At 40.3% G+C, this 16,078-nt stretch carries 14 protein-coding genes; 6 read left to right on the top strand and 8 right to left on the bottom strand.

The genetic code is table 11. The annotated features are described in order from the left end of the window. Nucleotides 1–8 precede the first annotated feature (8 nt). Nucleotides 9–2,417, top strand: coding sequence for a TonB-dependent receptor (locus tag CLV81_RS14135; RefSeq protein ID WP_106147565.1), 2,409 nt, complete (start codon nt 9–11; stop codon nt 2,415–2,417). Between the two features lie 3 nt (nt 2,418–2,420). Continuing rightward, entirely contained in the window at nt 2,421–3,275 is an 855-nt protein-coding gene (locus CLV81_RS14130; protein WP_106145746.1) for a DUF4249 family protein, read from the top strand. A 5-nt stretch (nt 3,276–3,280) separates the two neighbouring features. On the opposite strand, the gene CLV81_RS14125 is transcribed toward CLV81_RS14130, so the two are convergent. Beyond that, nucleotides 3,281–4,606 carry a GntP family permease gene (locus CLV81_RS14125; RefSeq protein WP_106145745.1) on the bottom strand — a complete coding sequence of 442 codons (1,326 nt, stop codon included), beginning with the start codon at nt 4,604–4,606 and terminating at the stop codon, nt 3,281–3,283. Between the two features lie 25 nt (nt 4,607–4,631). Further along, nucleotides 4,632–6,443 carry a glycoside hydrolase family 3 protein gene (locus CLV81_RS14120; protein WP_106147563.1) on the bottom strand — a complete coding sequence of 604 codons (1,812 nt, stop codon included), beginning with the start codon at nt 6,441–6,443 and terminating at the stop codon, nt 4,632–4,634. Nucleotides 6,444–6,519: 76 nt separating this feature from the next. Here CLV81_RS14120 and CLV81_RS14115 point away from each other — a divergent pair, with 76 nt between their 5' ends. Beyond that, complete coding sequence (locus CLV81_RS14115) at nt 6,520–6,753, top strand: DUF6095 family protein (RefSeq protein WP_106145744.1); 234 nt, start codon at nt 6,520–6,522, stop codon at nt 6,751–6,753. 3 nt (nt 6,754–6,756) lie between these two features. Here CLV81_RS14115 and CLV81_RS14110 read toward each other — a convergent pair whose 3' ends face one another. Beyond that, nucleotides 6,757–7,440, bottom strand: a complete 684-nt coding sequence (locus CLV81_RS14110) for a DUF4294 domain-containing protein (RefSeq protein WP_106145743.1) — start codon at nt 7,438–7,440, stop codon at nt 6,757–6,759. A 102-nt stretch (nt 7,441–7,542) separates the two neighbouring features. Between CLV81_RS14110 and CLV81_RS14105 the strand changes: the two genes are divergently transcribed. Both CLV81_RS14105 and CLV81_RS14100 read left to right on the top strand, forming a co-directional pair. Further along, nucleotides 7,543–8,631 (top strand): M42 family metallopeptidase, encoded by a 1,089-nt coding sequence (locus CLV81_RS14105; RefSeq protein ID WP_106145742.1) that lies wholly within the window; start codon nt 7,543–7,545, stop codon nt 8,629–8,631. Between the two features lie 3 nt (nt 8,632–8,634). Further along, nucleotides 8,635–9,252 (top strand): NUDIX hydrolase, encoded by a 618-nt coding sequence (locus tag CLV81_RS14100; protein ID WP_245912024.1) that lies wholly within the window; start codon nt 8,635–8,637, stop codon nt 9,250–9,252. On the opposite strand, the gene hisS is transcribed toward CLV81_RS14100, so the two are convergent. Then, nucleotides 9,247–10,623 carry a histidine--tRNA ligase gene (gene hisS, locus CLV81_RS14095; RefSeq protein ID WP_106145741.1) on the bottom strand — a complete coding sequence of 459 codons (1,377 nt, stop codon included), beginning with the start codon at nt 10,621–10,623 and terminating at the stop codon, nt 9,247–9,249. The genes CLV81_RS14100 and hisS overlap by 6 nt on opposite strands. A 137-nt stretch (nt 10,624–10,760) precedes the next feature. On the opposite strand from hisS, the gene CLV81_RS20720 reads away from it, so the two are divergent. Continuing rightward, nucleotides 10,761–11,363: a collagen-like protein gene (locus CLV81_RS20720; protein ID WP_211298013.1), complete on the top strand. Its 603-nt coding sequence runs from the start codon at nt 10,761–10,763 to the stop codon at nt 11,361–11,363. Nucleotides 11,364–11,443: 80 nt separating this feature from the next. Here CLV81_RS20720 and CLV81_RS14085 read toward each other — a convergent pair whose 3' ends face one another. The 4 genes from CLV81_RS14085 to rpsR all read right to left on the bottom strand — a co-directional run bounded on the left by CLV81_RS14085 (nt 11,444) and on the right by rpsR (nt 16,075). Next, nucleotides 11,444–11,917 (bottom strand): DUF6495 family protein, encoded by a 474-nt coding sequence (locus CLV81_RS14085; RefSeq protein ID WP_106145740.1) that lies wholly within the window; start codon nt 11,915–11,917, stop codon nt 11,444–11,446. A gap of 76 nt (nt 11,918–11,993) precedes the next feature. Continuing rightward, nucleotides 11,994–15,212 (bottom strand): TonB-dependent receptor, encoded by a 3,219-nt coding sequence (locus tag CLV81_RS14080; RefSeq protein ID WP_106145739.1) that lies wholly within the window; start codon nt 15,210–15,212, stop codon nt 11,994–11,996. Nucleotides 15,213–15,313: 101 nt separating this feature from the next. Beyond that, nucleotides 15,314–15,766: a 50S ribosomal protein L9 gene (gene rplI, locus CLV81_RS14075; RefSeq protein WP_106145738.1), complete on the bottom strand. Its 453-nt coding sequence runs from the start codon at nt 15,764–15,766 to the stop codon at nt 15,314–15,316. A gap of 12 nt (nt 15,767–15,778) precedes the next feature. Beyond that, nucleotides 15,779–16,075, bottom strand: a complete 297-nt coding sequence (gene rpsR / locus CLV81_RS14070) for a 30S ribosomal protein S18 (RefSeq protein WP_106145737.1) — start codon at nt 16,073–16,075, stop codon at nt 15,779–15,781. Nucleotides 16,076–16,078: the final 3 nt, after the last annotated feature.

Here is a 16,078-nt window from a genome sequence, read left to right as displayed (position 1 = left end):
GCTTCTTCATGAACCATGTCCATCTTTCGAGGAAATGCTTGTCACTCCTTTTTTTTATAACATTTACCATAGTCAGCGCACAGGAGAAATTCACATTGAGTGGAACCATTTCCGAAGCTTCAAGTAATGAAACATTAATTGGGGTAACAATAGTATTTCCAGAGCTAAGGACCGGGGTTACCACCAACGAGTACGGTTTTTATTCAATTACTTTGCCCCAAGGGGAATACGAGGTTATTGTTAGTTATTTGGGTTTTCAGGATGTTAGGGAGAGTGTCAACCTAACGGAAGATATCAAAAAAGACTTTCGCCTAGTTGAGGAAATGTCCGAATTGGATGAAGTAGTGGTAACGGATGATGTGGAAAGATTGGATATCAAAAAACCACAGATAAGTGTAAACAGCCTGTCTTCGCAGACAATAAAGCAAATTCCTGTGGTTTTAGGGGAGGCTGATGTCATAAAATCTTTGATATTATTACCCGGAGTTACCAATGCGGGAGAAGCCTCTTCTGGATTCAATGTTCGAGGTGGGGCGGCTGACCAAAATCTTATTCTTTTGGATGAAGCCATAGTTTTCAATTCATCCCACTTGTTTGGTTTCTTTTCTGTTTTTAATCCAGATGCCATTAAGGATGTAAAATTGTTCAAAGGAGGAATTCCTGCGAGATATGGAGGACGCGTATCCTCGGTGCTGGATATTTTCCAAAAAGAGGGAAACAGTAAAGAACTCAAGGTAAGTGGAGGTATAGGTGCGGTGGCAAGTAGATTACTTGTTGAAGGACCTATTGATAAAGACAGGACTGCATTTCTAATTGGTGGTAGGGCTTCGTATGCCCATTTGTTCCTTCCTTTGTTCGATATAGACAATAGAGCATATTTCTATGATTTGAATACCAAGATAAATCACAGAATTAACGAACGGAACAGTATTTTCTTATCTGGTTACTTCGGTCGGGATTTGTTCAGTATTAACGATAGTTTTGTCAATGTATATGGGAATGCTGTGGGCAATTTTCGATGGAACCATCTTTTTTCGGACAAATTGTTTTCTAACCTTTCTGTAATTTATTCGGACTATTTCTACGGTTTGGAGCTTGATTTTGTTGGTTTCGAATGGGATTCAGGTATTCAAAACTTTAACTTAAAATATGACCTTAAGCATTACCTCAATGATAAGATTACCTTGGATTATGGCTTGAATAACATCTATTACGTTTTTAATCCTGGAAAGATAAAACCTAATCGGGAAGACTCTGGAATTGTTGAGGACCAACTCACAAAAAAGTATGCCAATGAAACTGCTGCGTATGTAAGCGTAGAGCATAAAGTCAGTGAACAATTGAGCTTGAACTATGGGTTGAGAGTCAGTCATTTCAATCGCTTAGGACAAGACGAACTTTTTGTTTACGAAAACGATAATCCAGTCATATTTGATCCATTTCTATTGGTATACAGAGAAGCTGTCCCAATTGATACCATCAATCCTGGAAGAGGTGGCAGCTTAGACAATTTCACGAACTTGGAACCCCGAGTATCTTTGGCGTATAATTTTCAGGGCAAGAGCTCTATTAAGGCAAGCTATACACGTTTGGCCCAATATCTACATCTACTTTCCAACACCAACTCCCCTACTCCTTTGGATGTATGGACTCCTAGTGGTCCATTTGTTGAACCACAACTGTTGGACCAATATGCCGTTGGGTATTTTCGAGACATCAATGAAGGTGAGTTTTCTTTGGAAGTTGAGGCATTTTACAAGGATATCCAAAATAGGATAGATTATATTGATGGAGCGGACCTTATTGCAAACGATGCCATAGAGCAAGTAATACTAAATGGAGAGGCTAGGGCTTATGGATTGGAATTGTTGCTAAGAAAAAACGAGGGTGTTTTCAAAGGATGGTTGGCTTACACCTTATCAAGGTCTGAACAAAGAACCCCGGGAAGAACGTTGCCTTTTGATAATGGTAGATCCAATTTGGAGACAGGTATTAATTTTGGAGAATGGTATAGTACTCCTTTTGACAAAACCCATGATATATCTGTTTTCGCAAGTTATGATGCTTCTGAAAAATGGAATTTCAATGCTAATTTTATTTATCAAACCGGCCAACCTACCAATTTCCCTGAAGGTCAATTTGAATTTCAAGGTTTGACCGTGCCATTTTTTGGACTTCGTAACCAAGAACGTTTACCCGATTTCCATCGTTTAGATATTTCCGCTACCTTAACACCAAAGCGTAACAAAAGAAAAAAAGTGCAATCGGAATGGGTATTTAGTATTTACAATGTTTATAATCGTATGAATGCTGCTTCAATTAACTTTCGGGAAAATGAAGATACGGGACGGAATGAGGCATTGAGGACCTCTATTTTTGGTATCATACCCTCGGTCACCTATAACTTCAAGTTTTGATCAATGAGAAACTTAGCGTTTACATTTATCATCCTGCTCTTCATTTCCTGTGAAGATGTTATAGATGTAGACTTGCCTGAGACGGAAATCAGATTGGTTATAGATGCAATTATAAGGGTAGACGAATCCCAAGAATTCACAACGGCAAGAGTGAAAGTCGCCTTGACAAGTTCTTTTTTTGAAACTAATCCGGTTACCCAGCTTTCCGATATCAACATTATCAATCTTGATGCGCCAACCTTAAACGATGCCAATGTTATCCTATTGACCGAAACTGAGCCGAACACAGGGATTTATGAAGGCATAAAAAATACCGATTTTTTTACTGAAGGGGAGTTGATTCTACAATTGGAACACGAAAACAGAAGATACTTTGCTCGAACCACCTACTCCCCTACAACTCAGATTGATGAGCTAGTTCAAGGTACCGAAACCCTATTTGATGAGGATGATACCGAGGTCAAGGTGACCTTTACGGATAACCCAGAAATGACCAACTATTACGTATTTGATTTTGGGTTTGGAGAGTTCCAAGTAGTGGACGATCAATTTTTTCAGGGGGAACAGTTCCAATTTTCATACTTCTATCAAACGACGCTTAATCCCGGAGATGAAATCAATGTAAGTATTCTTGGGGCAGACCTTGATTTTCATAATTATATGAATCTATTGATAGAGCAGACCGAAGATGATGGAGGCATATTTGACACACCTGTTGCAACGGCCCGTGGAAATATTTTTGATATTACAGATTTGGATAACATAACCGTAGTGGATAACGTTAGCCAACCCGATCTTTTTCCACTAGGATATTTCGCGGTAGTCCAGGAGTTTACCCAGAGCTTGACAATAGAATGAGTTACTTAAGAAAGTATTAAATGTAGAATCATTAAAGCTATCAAACCCGTTAAGCCTTGTATGAACGTAGCTAGAGTGAATCCTTTTAGAGCAGTTTTTACTTCCATATTGGAAAATTGGGACACCACCCAAAAGTAACTGTCATTAATGTGTGAAACCGTCATGGCTCCGGCACCTATTGCCAATACAACAAGAGCTTTATCCGCTTCTGAAACCAAACCAAAACTTGTTAACAAAGGAGCCACTATGGCCGAAGTGGTAATTATGGACACCGTGGAAGAACCTTGCGCTGTTTTTAAAGTAGCAGCTATGGCAAAAATAATAAGAAGGCTGCCCCAACCAGAAATGGAGCTTAGATTGAAGACTTCTGCAATATCAACGGTTCGAAGAACAGCTCCAAAAGCCCCGCCGGCACCTGTTATCAATACAATGGAACCTGCTTGTTTCAAAGCTTCTGGGACCCAATCGGACTTTTTGGCGTTTGGAACTTTTCTGGCCAATCCAAAGGCAAAAAAGACACCAATCAACAGGGCTAGAATTGGATTTCCAATAAAATCGAGAACTAAAAAAATATATCCCTCTCCCAAAGGATAACTCGGATGGTTAACAATGGATTTCATTGCAATCAACAGTATAGGCACCAAAAGGGGCAAAAAAGCCTGAAAAGGACTCAGTGAAAGCGCTTCAACAGGTTCTTCCCTAACCATTTTCTTCTCAACAGCGGATTGCTTCAAGGATTTCCCAGAAAATGTAGCCCATAAGTATCCAGTAAGCGAAACTGGAATGGCAACGCCCAATCCCATCAACAGAACCAAGCCAAGGTCAGCTTCCAAAATGGCCGCAGCGGCCAGAGGTCCCGGAGTTGGAGGAACAAAAACATGGGCAGCATATAAACCTGTGGATAAAGCAATGGCAAAGACCAAAACGGGAACCCCGCTTTTTTGGCTCAATGCTTTGTTCAATCTTGAAAGTATGATAAAACCGGAATCGCAAAAAACAGGAATGGAAACCACAAAACCAGCAAGGTTAATGGCCATGGGGGATTTCTTGTCTCCAACCAGTTTCAGAATCGTTCGCGCTAAAATCTGTGTGGCACCTGTTTTTTCAAGGTAAATGCCAATAATGCTTCCAAAGGCTATAACCAAAGCTATACCTGAAAGTGTCTTCCCTAGACCTTCACCCATACTTTTAACAACATCAGCCGGCGACATACCTAAAAAGAGACCTGCAGCGACGGCAGCAATTGTCAAAGACAACACCGGATGCATTTTAAAGCGGACCGTAGCTAGAATGATAAAGAAAATTGCACCTATCAGTATTAAAAAAATCACTCTTTAAATTAGTTTTATTTTGGATTTAATTATAGGTCATTCCGAATCCAAAAGGATATAGAGGTTTTTCTGAATCCTTGGGTACGTCTTCCAATTGAGATTCGACTGCTTCAATACTGGAAGGAATTTCAACTGGGAGCTTTCCGGAAGGAACAAATTCTCCAAAAACCAACTCCATCAAAATCTCATCCTGGCAATCAAAATCCACAATCAAGCCCTTGGTGGCCTTATTTATCTTCAGAATTACGGCCGGACGATGCATTGTAAATATCGAAATAGTCGGTTTTGTTTTGATTAACTCTAACATTGCATTCTTCTCCTCAGTTGGAAAATCCAATCTACCTTCTTGAAAAACTCGCTGCAGAAAATACCTTGGGCTCTCAACCGGTGTGAAAGGAGTACCAAACTTTAATATTATGACATCTGCTTCTTCGGGAGTATCAACAATTGTCGCATAGTTTTTTATAGCCAAAGAATCAATTCCTTTGGCAAATACCTTTATACCTTTTGACAATGGTAAAATTTTATTTTCATTTTTCAATAGAACTAAAGATTTACGTTGGGCTTCCTTTCCTTTCTCTTTGTAAGATTCGTTTTCAAAAATCTCCAAATTCTCTGGAACTAAATAAGGATTATCAAACAACCCTAAAACGAATTTGTCATGCAAAACTCTTCTGATGGATTCGTCAAGTCTTGACTCGCTTATTTTACCTTCCTTGACCAACTCTACAACCAATTCAGCGCAACTCTCACCTCCGAACATATCCACACCTGCATCAATTATTTTCTTAACTCTTTCTTTGGGTGAAAGATGCTCTACCCCCCACGCCGAAGCAGGTTTCGCCGGATTATCATTTATTAAGACCCAATCAGTGCATACAACCCCATTAAAACCTAGTTTTTTCCTTAGTAAATCCGTAACAATCTCCTTGTTAAAACCGAAGGCAACTTCTTCTTCCGTTACACCTATTGGTTGGCCGTAGTAAAGCATCAACTGAGCGGTTCCTGCTGGCAATGCTCCTTTCGTAAAAGGTATGAGATGATAATCAAACATTCCTCCAGGGTAAACTTGTTCTTTCCCAGTATCAAAATGGGAATCCATACCATCTTTTTGCGGACCACCTCCAGGGAAATGTTTCGTCATGGTGAGTACGCTGTGTGTTCCTAATTTTTCTCCTTGAAAACCTTTAATATAGGCTTTGGTTAATTTAGCACTTAAATCAGCATCTTCCCCAAAAGTAGTATAGACCCGATACCATCGCGGTTCGGTAGCCAAATCGGCTATGGGATGTAGTGCCAGTCTAATCCCCAACGCTTTGTACTCTTGCCGTGAAATATCTCCAAACTCCTTTATCAAATCGGCATCACCTATAGCTCCAAAACCAAGTTCGGAAGGCCATCTTGAATGAAATCGATTTTCCCCAGCAGCTTCATTGAATCGTAGACTATGCCTTGGGTCTGAATAAAAGGTTACTGGAATCCCAAGGCGTGTATTTTCCGCAATTTTCTGCAGTCGATTGTTAAGTTCCAAATTTGCCTTTGGGGTAGCCAACCCTGGCATGTTGATATGACTTATGTTTACCTTTGAAATTAAAGAATCCGCAACATAAACACTTTGTCCCATCTCCACTCCCCATCTGGCGTTGAACATTAAACCCGCTTTTTCTTCAATCGTCATTTGCGAAATCAAATCGTTCACTCTGTCTTGAAGAGGCTGGTCGATATCTTCATAAACATCTAAAGAACCGTTTCCATTTAAATCCCTAAAGCTGGTCTCAATTTTTGTGGAGTTTTTACAGTTGACAAACAAGGTAATTCCTACTAAACAAATCAACATTTTTTTCATGGAATTCGGCTATTTAAAGTTGTTTTATATGGATTTAATATAAAACAATATAATTACTTTAGTCTTTATGCGAACGGATAAGAAACTTTTGGTCAAGGGCATTAAATTTTTAGGGTATACGGCAGGGGTAATGTTCCTCGCCCCTTTTACGATTTATCAAGCCTTTAAGAATGAGGACCACCCTGCATACATTCCGGTTTTGATCATTGGAATCATTCTGGCCATAACCGCAATCTCCTTGGGCTTTTATTCCATGAAGATTTTTATGGACGCACTTTTTGGAAAGAAATCAAAAGAATAAAGGTCATTCCTTTTTTGGGGAAGATGTGTTTTTCCATTTATTGCTTAAAAGCGCATAGTCATAGTCCAGCACTGATTTCTGTCTTTCCAGTTTCTCCGCTGCAAATGCGCGTTGCAAAATATCCTCAATCAGGTAATCCTCGTGGATATATTCAGGATGAAACTCTTCTTTGATGCTTATTTTAAACGCTTTAGCAGTGGTGTTGTACCAGAAGGCCCGCCAACCACTACGCAATTCCTTTACCAGGCTAAATGCCGTTTTTCCTGTTTGTCGGTAAATTAGTTTAATAAGTATTTGCCCTTCGGTCCGGGTGAGTTTTTTCAGTTCTTCTGCAAATTCGCCTTCAATATATTTTTGAACTTTCTTGGTATATCGCTTTTTGTGTCGCCTCTTTTTAATTTTATCCAAACTGTCATTTAACTCTACCAATCGTTCAGCGGCCAATTTGGCATAGGGATAGACCTTTAAGGTCTTCCGTCTTAGAATGTAATAGCGAAGTTTTTCCCTTCTATCCGCAAATTCCAGTTTGCTGAAAATAAATACCTCATCAAGCTCAATGGAACTGCGCAAAATGGAATCCCCTTCAAAGCGGACATAATAATCCGTAACCGAGTCTTTTGATATTTCTTGTGAAAACACGGACCACACCAAAAGCGATACAATAGCGGTGATTTGGTACTTCAACATTAAAATTCTTTAACAAATGTTGGGTTAAAATTAAGGATAAAGCCAAAAATGCGCTATTAAATAAAAGTGAATATTGTTAAGTTTGTTGCTTAATCCGATTACATGTCAAAAGCTAAAATCATTACCGACCAGTCTTTAGAATTCTTTGAAAAATACCTAAATAATGCCTCACCCACAGGCTATGAGTGGGAGGGCCAAAAAATCTGGATGGACTATCTGAAACCCTATGTGGATGATTTCATCACAGATACTTACGGCACTGCTGTGGCGGTAATAAACCCTGAGGCCGAATATAAGGTGGTTATAGAAGGGCATTCTGATGAAATATCCTGGTATGTAAACTACATTACTGACAATGGGTTACTCTATGTAATTCGGAATGGAGGTAGCGACCATCAAATTGCACCCTCGAAGTGGGTGAATATCCATACTAAAAATGGAGTGGTAAAAGGAGTATTTGGATGGCCGGCCATCCATACCAGAAAGGCAGGAAAGGAAGAAGCTCCAAAATTGGACAACATCTTTATCGATATTGGGGCCAAAGACAAGGAAGAGGTAGAGAAAATGGGAGTGCATGTTGGGTGTGTAATCACCTATCCTGATGAATTTCATGTATTGAACAAGGACAAGTTCGTATGCCGGGCTTTGGACAACCGTGCGGGAGGCTTTATGATTGCCGAAGTAGCACGACTCCTTCATGAAAATAAGGTAGAGCTACCATTCGGGCTGTACATCACGAACTCCGTTCAAGAAGAAATAGGACTTAGGGGTGCCGAAATGATTACCCAGACCATAAAGCCCAATGTGGCCATTGTTACGGATGTAACCCACGACACCACTACCCCAATGATTGAGAAAAAGACCCAAGGAGATTGCTCTATGGGCAAAGGTCCTGTAATTTCGTATGCCCCAGCGGTACAGCAAAAGCTTCGCGAACGTATAATAGAAACCGCTGAAGCCAAGGAAATTCCATTCCAAAGGCAAGCATCGTCTCGGTATACCGGAACCGACACCGATGCATTTGCGTACAGTAACGGTGGAGTGGCTTCTGCCCTTATCTCCTTACCGCTACGCTATATGCACACTACGGTTGAGACAGTTCACAGGGACGACGTTGAGAATGTAATCCGCTTGATTTACGAAACCTTATTGACCATAAAATCTGGGGAGACTTTTAGTTATTTTGATTAAATCGTGATTCTCACAAAAGTGGGAATCCATATAAACATTTGGATTGCTGCCTACGTAGGAATGACAAAACAATTCAGTGTTATGGATGAATGGGTGGATATCTTGGATGCCGAAGGAAATCCCACTGGGCAATCTCTTTTAAAATCCGAAGCTCACCGACTGGGACTTTACCATCCCACTGTACATATATGGTGTTATGATAAAAACGGTTTTGTTTTGCTTCAACAACGTGGGCGAAACAAATCTTCTTTTCCATTGAAATGGGATGTATCCGTAGCCGGACATATTGGGACTGGAGAAACTATAAGTTTAGGGGCTGTTCGTGAGGTTCAGGAAGAAATTGGAGTTAAAATCTCAGCTGAGCTTCTGGAAAAAATTGCCGTCTTTAAAACCGAACATCAACATGCCAAAAATTTTCTAGACAGGGAATTCAATCACACTTTTTTATATCATTTATCCCGTCAAACTCCCTTACAAAAACAAGAATCTGAGGTTGAAAGACTGGAATGGTTTCCATTGGAAAGGTTTAAACAATGGGTAAAAACCAAACACAGCGATCTTGTTCCCAATCTAAATCAGAGATACGAAAAAGTAATCTCGGAAATTGAATCCCGTTTATAGCGTTTGAAAGAACGCTTTGGGATTGTCCAAAGCATAGGACTCTTGATTTCCTGTCTTCATATCTTTCACAATGAATTGGCCGGCATTCAGCTCTTTTTCACCCAACAAGATAACATAGGGCACCTTACGCTTATCCGCATATTTAAACTGTTTCTGCACTTTTGAGGTTGAAGGGTACAAATCGGCCCGCAAACCGAAATCACGAAGAGCACTGACCAATTTGAGAGAAGCGACACCTTCTTTTTCACCAAAGTTAAGACAAAGCACATCCAAGGAAGTTTCCAAAGATTCAGGGAACAAACCCAATTCTTCGAGCACCAGATAAATACGGTCCAGTCCAAATGATATACCCACTCCACTCACGTCCTTTAGTCCAAAAATCCCCGTTAAGTCATCATAACGACCTCCTCCTCCAATAGAACCCATCTTAACCGTAGACGGAGCGGCGACTTCAAAAATGGCTCCTGTATAGTAATTTAAACCTCTAGCCAACGTAACATCCAATTGTAAAGAAGCACTATTAAGCCCTAACTCTTCAACATGCGTTTGAATGGCTTGTACTTCCTCAACGCCTTCCATTCCAAGTTCAGACTCGGACAACAAACCACTTAAAATCTCAAGCTTTTCTTCGTTGGTGCCTATCATACTGAAAAGAGGGGCCGCTTTTGCAATGGCATTTTCTGAAATTCCCTTGCTTATCATTTCCGCCTTCACGGCATCCTCCCCTATCTTATCCAACTTATCAAGAGCCACGGTAAAATCTACTAGACGATTTTGGGCACCGATAACCTCTGCGATACCATACAGGATTTTGCGGTTATTGATTTTTATGGTTGTTCCTTCCAATCCTAAATCCGAAAAAACAGCGTCATACAATTGAATCAACTCCACTTCTTGCAATAAGGAATTTGCCCCTACTACATCGGCATCACATTGATAGAACTCTCTAAAACGTCCTTTTTGTGGTCTATCTGCCCGCCAAACCGGCTGTATTTGATAGCGTTTAAACGGAAAATCAATCTCATTTTGGTGCATAACCACATAGCGTGCAAAAGGAACCGTAAGGTCGTAACGTAATGCCTTTTCGGTAATCTTGGGAGCCAAAGAATTAGAATTCTTGGAACTATAGGTTACATCATCCACTTTGGAAATAAAATCCCCAGAGTTCAGGATTTTAAATATTAATCGGTCTCCCTCCTCCCCATATTTTCCTAGCAGGGTTTCCGAATTTTCAAATGAAGGCGTCTCAATAGGAAGAAATCCAAAACGTTCAAAGTGTTTTTTAACTACAGATATGATATGATTTCGTTTTGCAACTTCGGCTGGTGAAAAATCGCGCGTTCCCTTAGGAATGGATGGTTTTTGTGGCATGCATTTTATTTATTGTGCAAATATACATTGTTGAATTCTTCTTATTCATCAATTCGTACAAGGCACAGGTCAATTGAGCAAGAAACTCGCCTTTGATTCAAAGTACATTAGCCGATATAACCCATAAACAAAAAAATATGAAATTTAAATTCGTTTTATCTGTATTGGCAATCTCAACCATCACCCTAATCTCATGTTCAGGTGAAGATGGTGAACAAGGTATTCAGGGAGAGCAAGGAATTCAAGGAGAACAAGGACCGCAAGGAGAACAGGGAGAACAGGGAGTTGCAGGTGATGATGGCAATGCTAATGTGCAAAAACTGGAATTTAATCTTTCCTTTATTCCCGAAGGTGAAAGTGATATAGTGATTGATAATATCTCTGAGTTTACTACAGAGGCATTAGCAAACAATGTTTTGATTACTCACTTGGAATTATCTGATAGCAATGACATTGGCTACGTTTTAATTCCCGGTATTGTTAATATTTTTCAATTGAATATTTCTGTGGAATATATTGAGGAAACTTTGGCTTTGACATTTTACAACCTAGATGGAACCTTAGGAGCATGGCCGGATGTTCCAGAAAACATCACAATTACTTTGCACGTCACCATGGTCGAAACAAATACAGGTTCAATGTCTGGTAAAAGCAAACAAGATGTCCTAAAAGGTTTAAAGAACAGCGGTATAGATGTAAACAACTATCATGAAGTAATGCAGTATTTCGGTTTGGAATAAAATGAGCCTTTTAAGAACTCTTATATAATTTATTGTAAACAAAATCAGGGTTGTCCAAATGACAACCCGATTTTTTTAGTTTAGTGGTCCATAATCTGCTCAAACCATTGGTACAACTCGCCCTTGGTGATAACGGCACCTTGTTGTATTAGACCAAACTTATCTTGGTTTTTATCGGCGGAATACGCCTTGGAAGCTGTAAGGTATTCTACAAAGTCTGATTGAAAGTTGCGCTTAAACCAACCGAAGCCTTCTTGGGTTCTTAAATCAATTTCTGGGTTTAATACCTTGACCGAAAACAGTTTCATTTCCTTTTCGGTTAAATGAAAGAGGTGCATGTGCTGTTCCGAAATGTTTTCCAAGTATTCCACCTTAGCCAAAACGCCTTCCCAAATAAGGTCGCTGAACACGTCTAATTCCTCCTCGGCCACTTCTGGTTTTTCTTCTTTAAGATTAGTCCATTCTTCTGCTGTAATGGATTGGGTAGCCAAAAAATTGATAAATTCAGGATGAAGTTCTTCCAGTTGCTGCTGTGTCAAACGTGCATATTTCATCAAATCCGTTTTTTGATTCCGCAAAAATAAAAAAGGCCGCACTTACGTACGGCCTTATACCTAGTTTTTATTCTCTTTAAAAAATGTAACGTATCCCTACTTGGGCCTGCCATCTTGAAATCAAATCAAAATTATCTACAAAAGTTGAGGTTTGAGAAGGGTCAAAACTATACACTGGAGAAGGATTATCTTGGGAAAAATCAACGGATACTCCTATGGGTTGGGTAGATCTTGGTAACTGAACCACACCCCAATCGGAATTTAGTAAATTACCAAAATTCAAAATATCCACGCTAAGCTGTAACGTATTCTGTCCTTCACCCAAGGCATTGAAATTCAAGTCTTGCAATATTTTAATATCCCATCTGCCGGTCCAAGGTGTTGTGAGGTCATTTCTACCTGCAAAACCACCTCGTCGAGAGCTTAGGTATTCATCCTGTTGAATAAAGGCTTCAAATGCGTCACGCTGTTCCTGTACCGTTGGGTTGGTTGGAAACTGTGGTGCAGTAAAAGCCAACTGCTGCACTTCAGCAGTGGTAGGGATATAAATTAAATCGTTGGTAAACGAACCATCGTTATTGATGTCCCCGGAATATGTATATGAAAAACGCTGACCGGAAGCATACTCAAAAAAGGCACCTATAGAAGTTCCCCATTTTCCATTTCCATAAGACCATTGCTTATTAAGTTGCCCAATGATACGATGTTTGTTTCCAAACAAGCTCGGTGCCAAAGGTGCTTGGTTTACGTTGCCTCTAGCTGGATTCAAATCAAACAGGTCACTAGAAATCTCCGCAGACATAGAGTTCACGTCCAATGCTTCCAAGAAATTATAGGCTACCATTGCATATAAATTGTTCTCGAATTGCTTTTGCAGTTTAAAACTCCAGTTGAAGGAGCGACCCTCGTCTATATTCGAAATAACATAAGCATTGGTAGGTCCACCAAAAATTTGAGCACGGTCTTCAAGCTGATAAATAGGTCTTGAATCGGGACCTGAAAGTGAGCCAGTTGGATTGGCCAGACCAAAATTGTATGTTGTAGCGGCATTCAAATCCTTGGTAAAGATGATGTCGGTAGTTGCAATAATGCCATTATCAAATTTATAATCAATCCCTAAGTTGGAACGCCATACCTGTGGAAACTGAAAATTAGGATTGGTTGGTGTATAGAAAAAGAAATCGGTGTTCTGCACCTGATTTCCTACCCATACAAAGGGAAACCTTCCAGAAAAGATTCCACTACCCCCACGAAATTGAAAGCTTTGGTCTCCCCTGACATCCCAATTGAATCCAAGGCGAGGTGACCACAAAATTGAACTGTCCGGTAAATCAAAGCTATCCAAGAAAATTGGGTCTCCGTTTTCATCAAAATATTGTATGTCAGGAGCATAGGTACCTCCCTCTGACAACAGTCCCCCTTTTCTGTCGATATTTTCCTCAATCAGACCACGGGTGTTGAAATAAAGCGGACGATCCGCACGAATACCATAAGTCAATTTAAAGTTATCCGTGATGTCCCATTCGTCCTGAACGTAAAATGCCAATTGACCAACACTGGTCTCTGCTAAATTCCATCCTCCAGGAGCTCCAATAGGTAATTGGTTGTTTGCATTAAATGTAGCTTCGGCATTTGAAATCGCAGCTCCTATTAAACCATTGTCAACAGCATCCAAGAAAGCATCAACGCTTGCAAAATCCGGTGCAAATGTTCCGACGCCTCCATTTTCGTTGAAGAATACGTACGATCCTAGGTTAAATGAGTTAAAGAAATCAAACTTTTCATAGGAGAAGCCCACAGTTACCGTGTGATCCCCGGAGAAGAAAGTAAGGTTATTGGTTATTTGAAAGACATCTTGCTCCAAACGGTTGTTGATGGAAAAAGGTTCATGTCCTGCTACTATGGCGCGAACTCCATCCTGCAATATGTTAATGTCAGGAGCTGGCGTCGAGAATGGGTCTCGAAAATCATTAAAACTAGTGTATCCTATTTGCAGCTTATTTACTGCAGTACCATTTCCAAGCGTAGAGTTCAATTCTGCTAAAAAAGAGTTGATTTCGTTATTGATTTGGTAACCACTATTGGCAAATTGTAAGGTTGTTGCATCTGGACCCCTTCTACCAATAGCCAAAGGATTGGCCGTTAAATCCCTACTGGCATCCAAGAAATTATAAATCAATGCCAATCGGTTGTTATCATTAATGTTCCAATCCAGTTTAAGGATACCTTTTGTAGACTCAGAGCCCAATAGGTAGTTTTCAAAAGGACCGGTTTCATACCCAAGTCCGGCCAGAGCATCCGAAACCAATTGTAGGTCATCTGCACTGACCCGGGATACATTGTTACCGCCTTGGCCCCTGTCGGCAAAAAAGTTAGACCCCAAATCTTCCCTATCGTCTACTTCAAAATTGGCAAAAAAGAATAGTTTATTCTTTACTATCGGACCTCCAATGCTAATACCGTATTGTGTTTGGGTCAATTCCGGCACAAAAATATCCTCTCCAGACACCTTGCCTCCTGTCAAGTCCTCATTTCTGAAAAATCCATATACAGTTCCATGAAATTCGTTGGAACCACTTTTGGTAACGGCATTTACTGCAGCACCCGTGAATCCGGCCTGTCTTACATCATAAGGGGCCAACGATACTTGAACCTGATCAATCGCATCCAAGGAGATGGGCTGTGCATTTGATTGTCCACCCGGTGTTGGCGCATCCAACCCAAACGGATTGTTGAAGATGGAGCCATCCAACGAAAAGTTATTGAATTGATTGTTTCTACCTCCAAAAGAGATACCATCTGATGATGCCGTAGGTTCCAAACGTGTAAAATCGGCTTGGGAACGACTGATAGTTGGTAATCTACGTAACTCACGGTCTCCTAAACTTGTTTCCGCACCGGTTCGGTCACTACCAAACGTACCAGAAGCGTCTGAAACCACAACTACTTCATCCAAGGCTTGACTATCCGACACCATGGCCACATTATAGTTAAAGGTTTTACCCAAGGACAAGAAGATATCATTCTTGATAACGGTCTTGAAACCTACATAGGAAATAGTAACCTCATACGGTCCTCCAACACGAAGATTTAATAGGTTGTACCTACCGTCTTCATTGGTAATAGCTCCGTAGCGCGTACCCGTAGGAGTGTGCACCGCTACAACGTTTGCTCCAAAAAGAGGAACATTCTGATCATCAACAACAGCTCCCCTGATGTTGGATGTGGTAACCTGTGAAAAAGCGAGTGGGAAAGCCATTAAAAACAAGGCCCCCAAGAGTAAGATTTTTTTCATGATGAGTTAGTTATAATGCTTTTTGAGTAGCTACAAACATAGACAAAAAAAAGAGCTATGCACGCATAGCTCTTAACAAGTTATTAACTAAAACTTGACGTTTATTTCGCCTCAGCAATTACTTCAAAAGGAAAATCCACGATTACCTCTCTGTGCAGTCTTATCTGGGCATGGTAAGGCCCTACCCTTTTAATGGTACCACCTTTAATATTAATAAACTTTCTATCCAATTGGTGTCCTGCTTTTTCCAAAGCTGCAGCCAAGTCAATATTACTTACGGAACCAAACAACTTATCACCAGCACCTACTTTTGCAGGAATTCGGATTTCCAATTGTTTTAGGGCATCAGCCATAGTATTGGCTTCATCGATGACCTTCTTCTCTTTGTGGGCTCTCTGTTTCAGGTTCTCTGCCAAAACCTTCTTAGCCGAAGGTGTTGCCAATGTAGCCAAACCTTGTGGAATCAAGAAATTTCTGCCGTAACCGTTTTTCACTGTTACGATGTCATCCTTAAAGCCTAAATCTTGTACGTCTTCTCTTAAAATAATTTCCATGCTACTACCTTTTTATTTTAACATATCGCCAACGTAGGGCATTAAGGCCAAGTGACGGGCACGTTTTACCGCTTGTGCCACTTTTCTTTGATACTTTAAGGAAGTTCCTGTCAATCTTCTAGGAAGTAACTTTCCTTGCTCGTTTACCAACTTCATCAAAAAATCCGGGTCTTTGTAATCGATGTACTTGATACCTGATTTCTTAAACCTGCAGTATTTCTTCTGCTTGTTGGTCTCAATATTCAATGGGGTCAAATATCTGATTTCCCCATCTTTTTTTGCTTTCGCTTGTTGTTCTATTGATGCCATACC

The organism is Flagellimonas meridianipacifica (assembly GCF_003001695.1).
Taxonomy (GTDB): Bacteria; Bacteroidota; Bacteroidia; order Flavobacteriales; family Flavobacteriaceae; genus Flagellimonas; species Flagellimonas meridianipacifica.
Note: the sequence above shows the minus strand (reverse complement) of the source record. Positions and strands in the feature narration are given on the sequence as shown.

What these genes read in the sequence shown, in the direction of transcription:
- rplI (WP_106145738.1), bottom strand. Translation starts at nt 15,766, where the DNA reads ATGGAAATTATTTTAAGAGAAGACGTACAAGATTTAGGCTTTAAGGAT.
- CLV81_RS14085 (WP_106145740.1), bottom strand. Translation starts at nt 11,917, where the DNA reads ATGAAATATGCACGTTTGACACAGCAGCAACTGGAAGAACTTCATCCT.
- CLV81_RS14110 (WP_106145743.1), bottom strand. Translation starts at nt 7,440, where the DNA reads ATGTTGAAGTACCAAATCACCGCTATTGTATCGCTTTTGGTGTGGTCC.
- CLV81_RS14080 (WP_106145739.1), bottom strand. Translation starts at nt 15,212, where the DNA reads ATGAAAAAAATCTTACTCTTGGGGGCCTTGTTTTTAATGGCTTTCCCA.
- CLV81_RS14105 (WP_106145742.1), top strand. Translation starts at nt 7,543, where the DNA reads ATGTCAAAAGCTAAAATCATTACCGACCAGTCTTTAGAATTCTTTGAA.
- CLV81_RS14120 (WP_106147563.1), bottom strand. Translation starts at nt 6,443, where the DNA reads ATGTTGATTTGTTTAGTAGGAATTACCTTGTTTGTCAACTGTAAAAAC.
- CLV81_RS14115 (WP_106145744.1), top strand. Translation starts at nt 6,520, where the DNA reads ATGCGAACGGATAAGAAACTTTTGGTCAAGGGCATTAAATTTTTAGGG.
- rpsR (WP_106145737.1), bottom strand. Translation starts at nt 16,075, where the DNA reads ATGGCATCAATAGAACAACAAGCGAAAGCAAAAAAAGATGGGGAAATC.
- CLV81_RS20720 (WP_211298013.1), top strand. Translation starts at nt 10,761, where the DNA reads ATGAAATTTAAATTCGTTTTATCTGTATTGGCAATCTCAACCATCACC.
- CLV81_RS14135 (WP_106147565.1), top strand. Translation starts at nt 9, where the DNA reads ATGAACCATGTCCATCTTTCGAGGAAATGCTTGTCACTCCTTTTTTTT.
- hisS (WP_106145741.1), bottom strand. Translation starts at nt 10,623, where the DNA reads ATGCCACAAAAACCATCCATTCCTAAGGGAACGCGCGATTTTTCACCA.
- CLV81_RS14130 (WP_106145746.1), top strand. Translation starts at nt 2,421, where the DNA reads ATGAGAAACTTAGCGTTTACATTTATCATCCTGCTCTTCATTTCCTGT.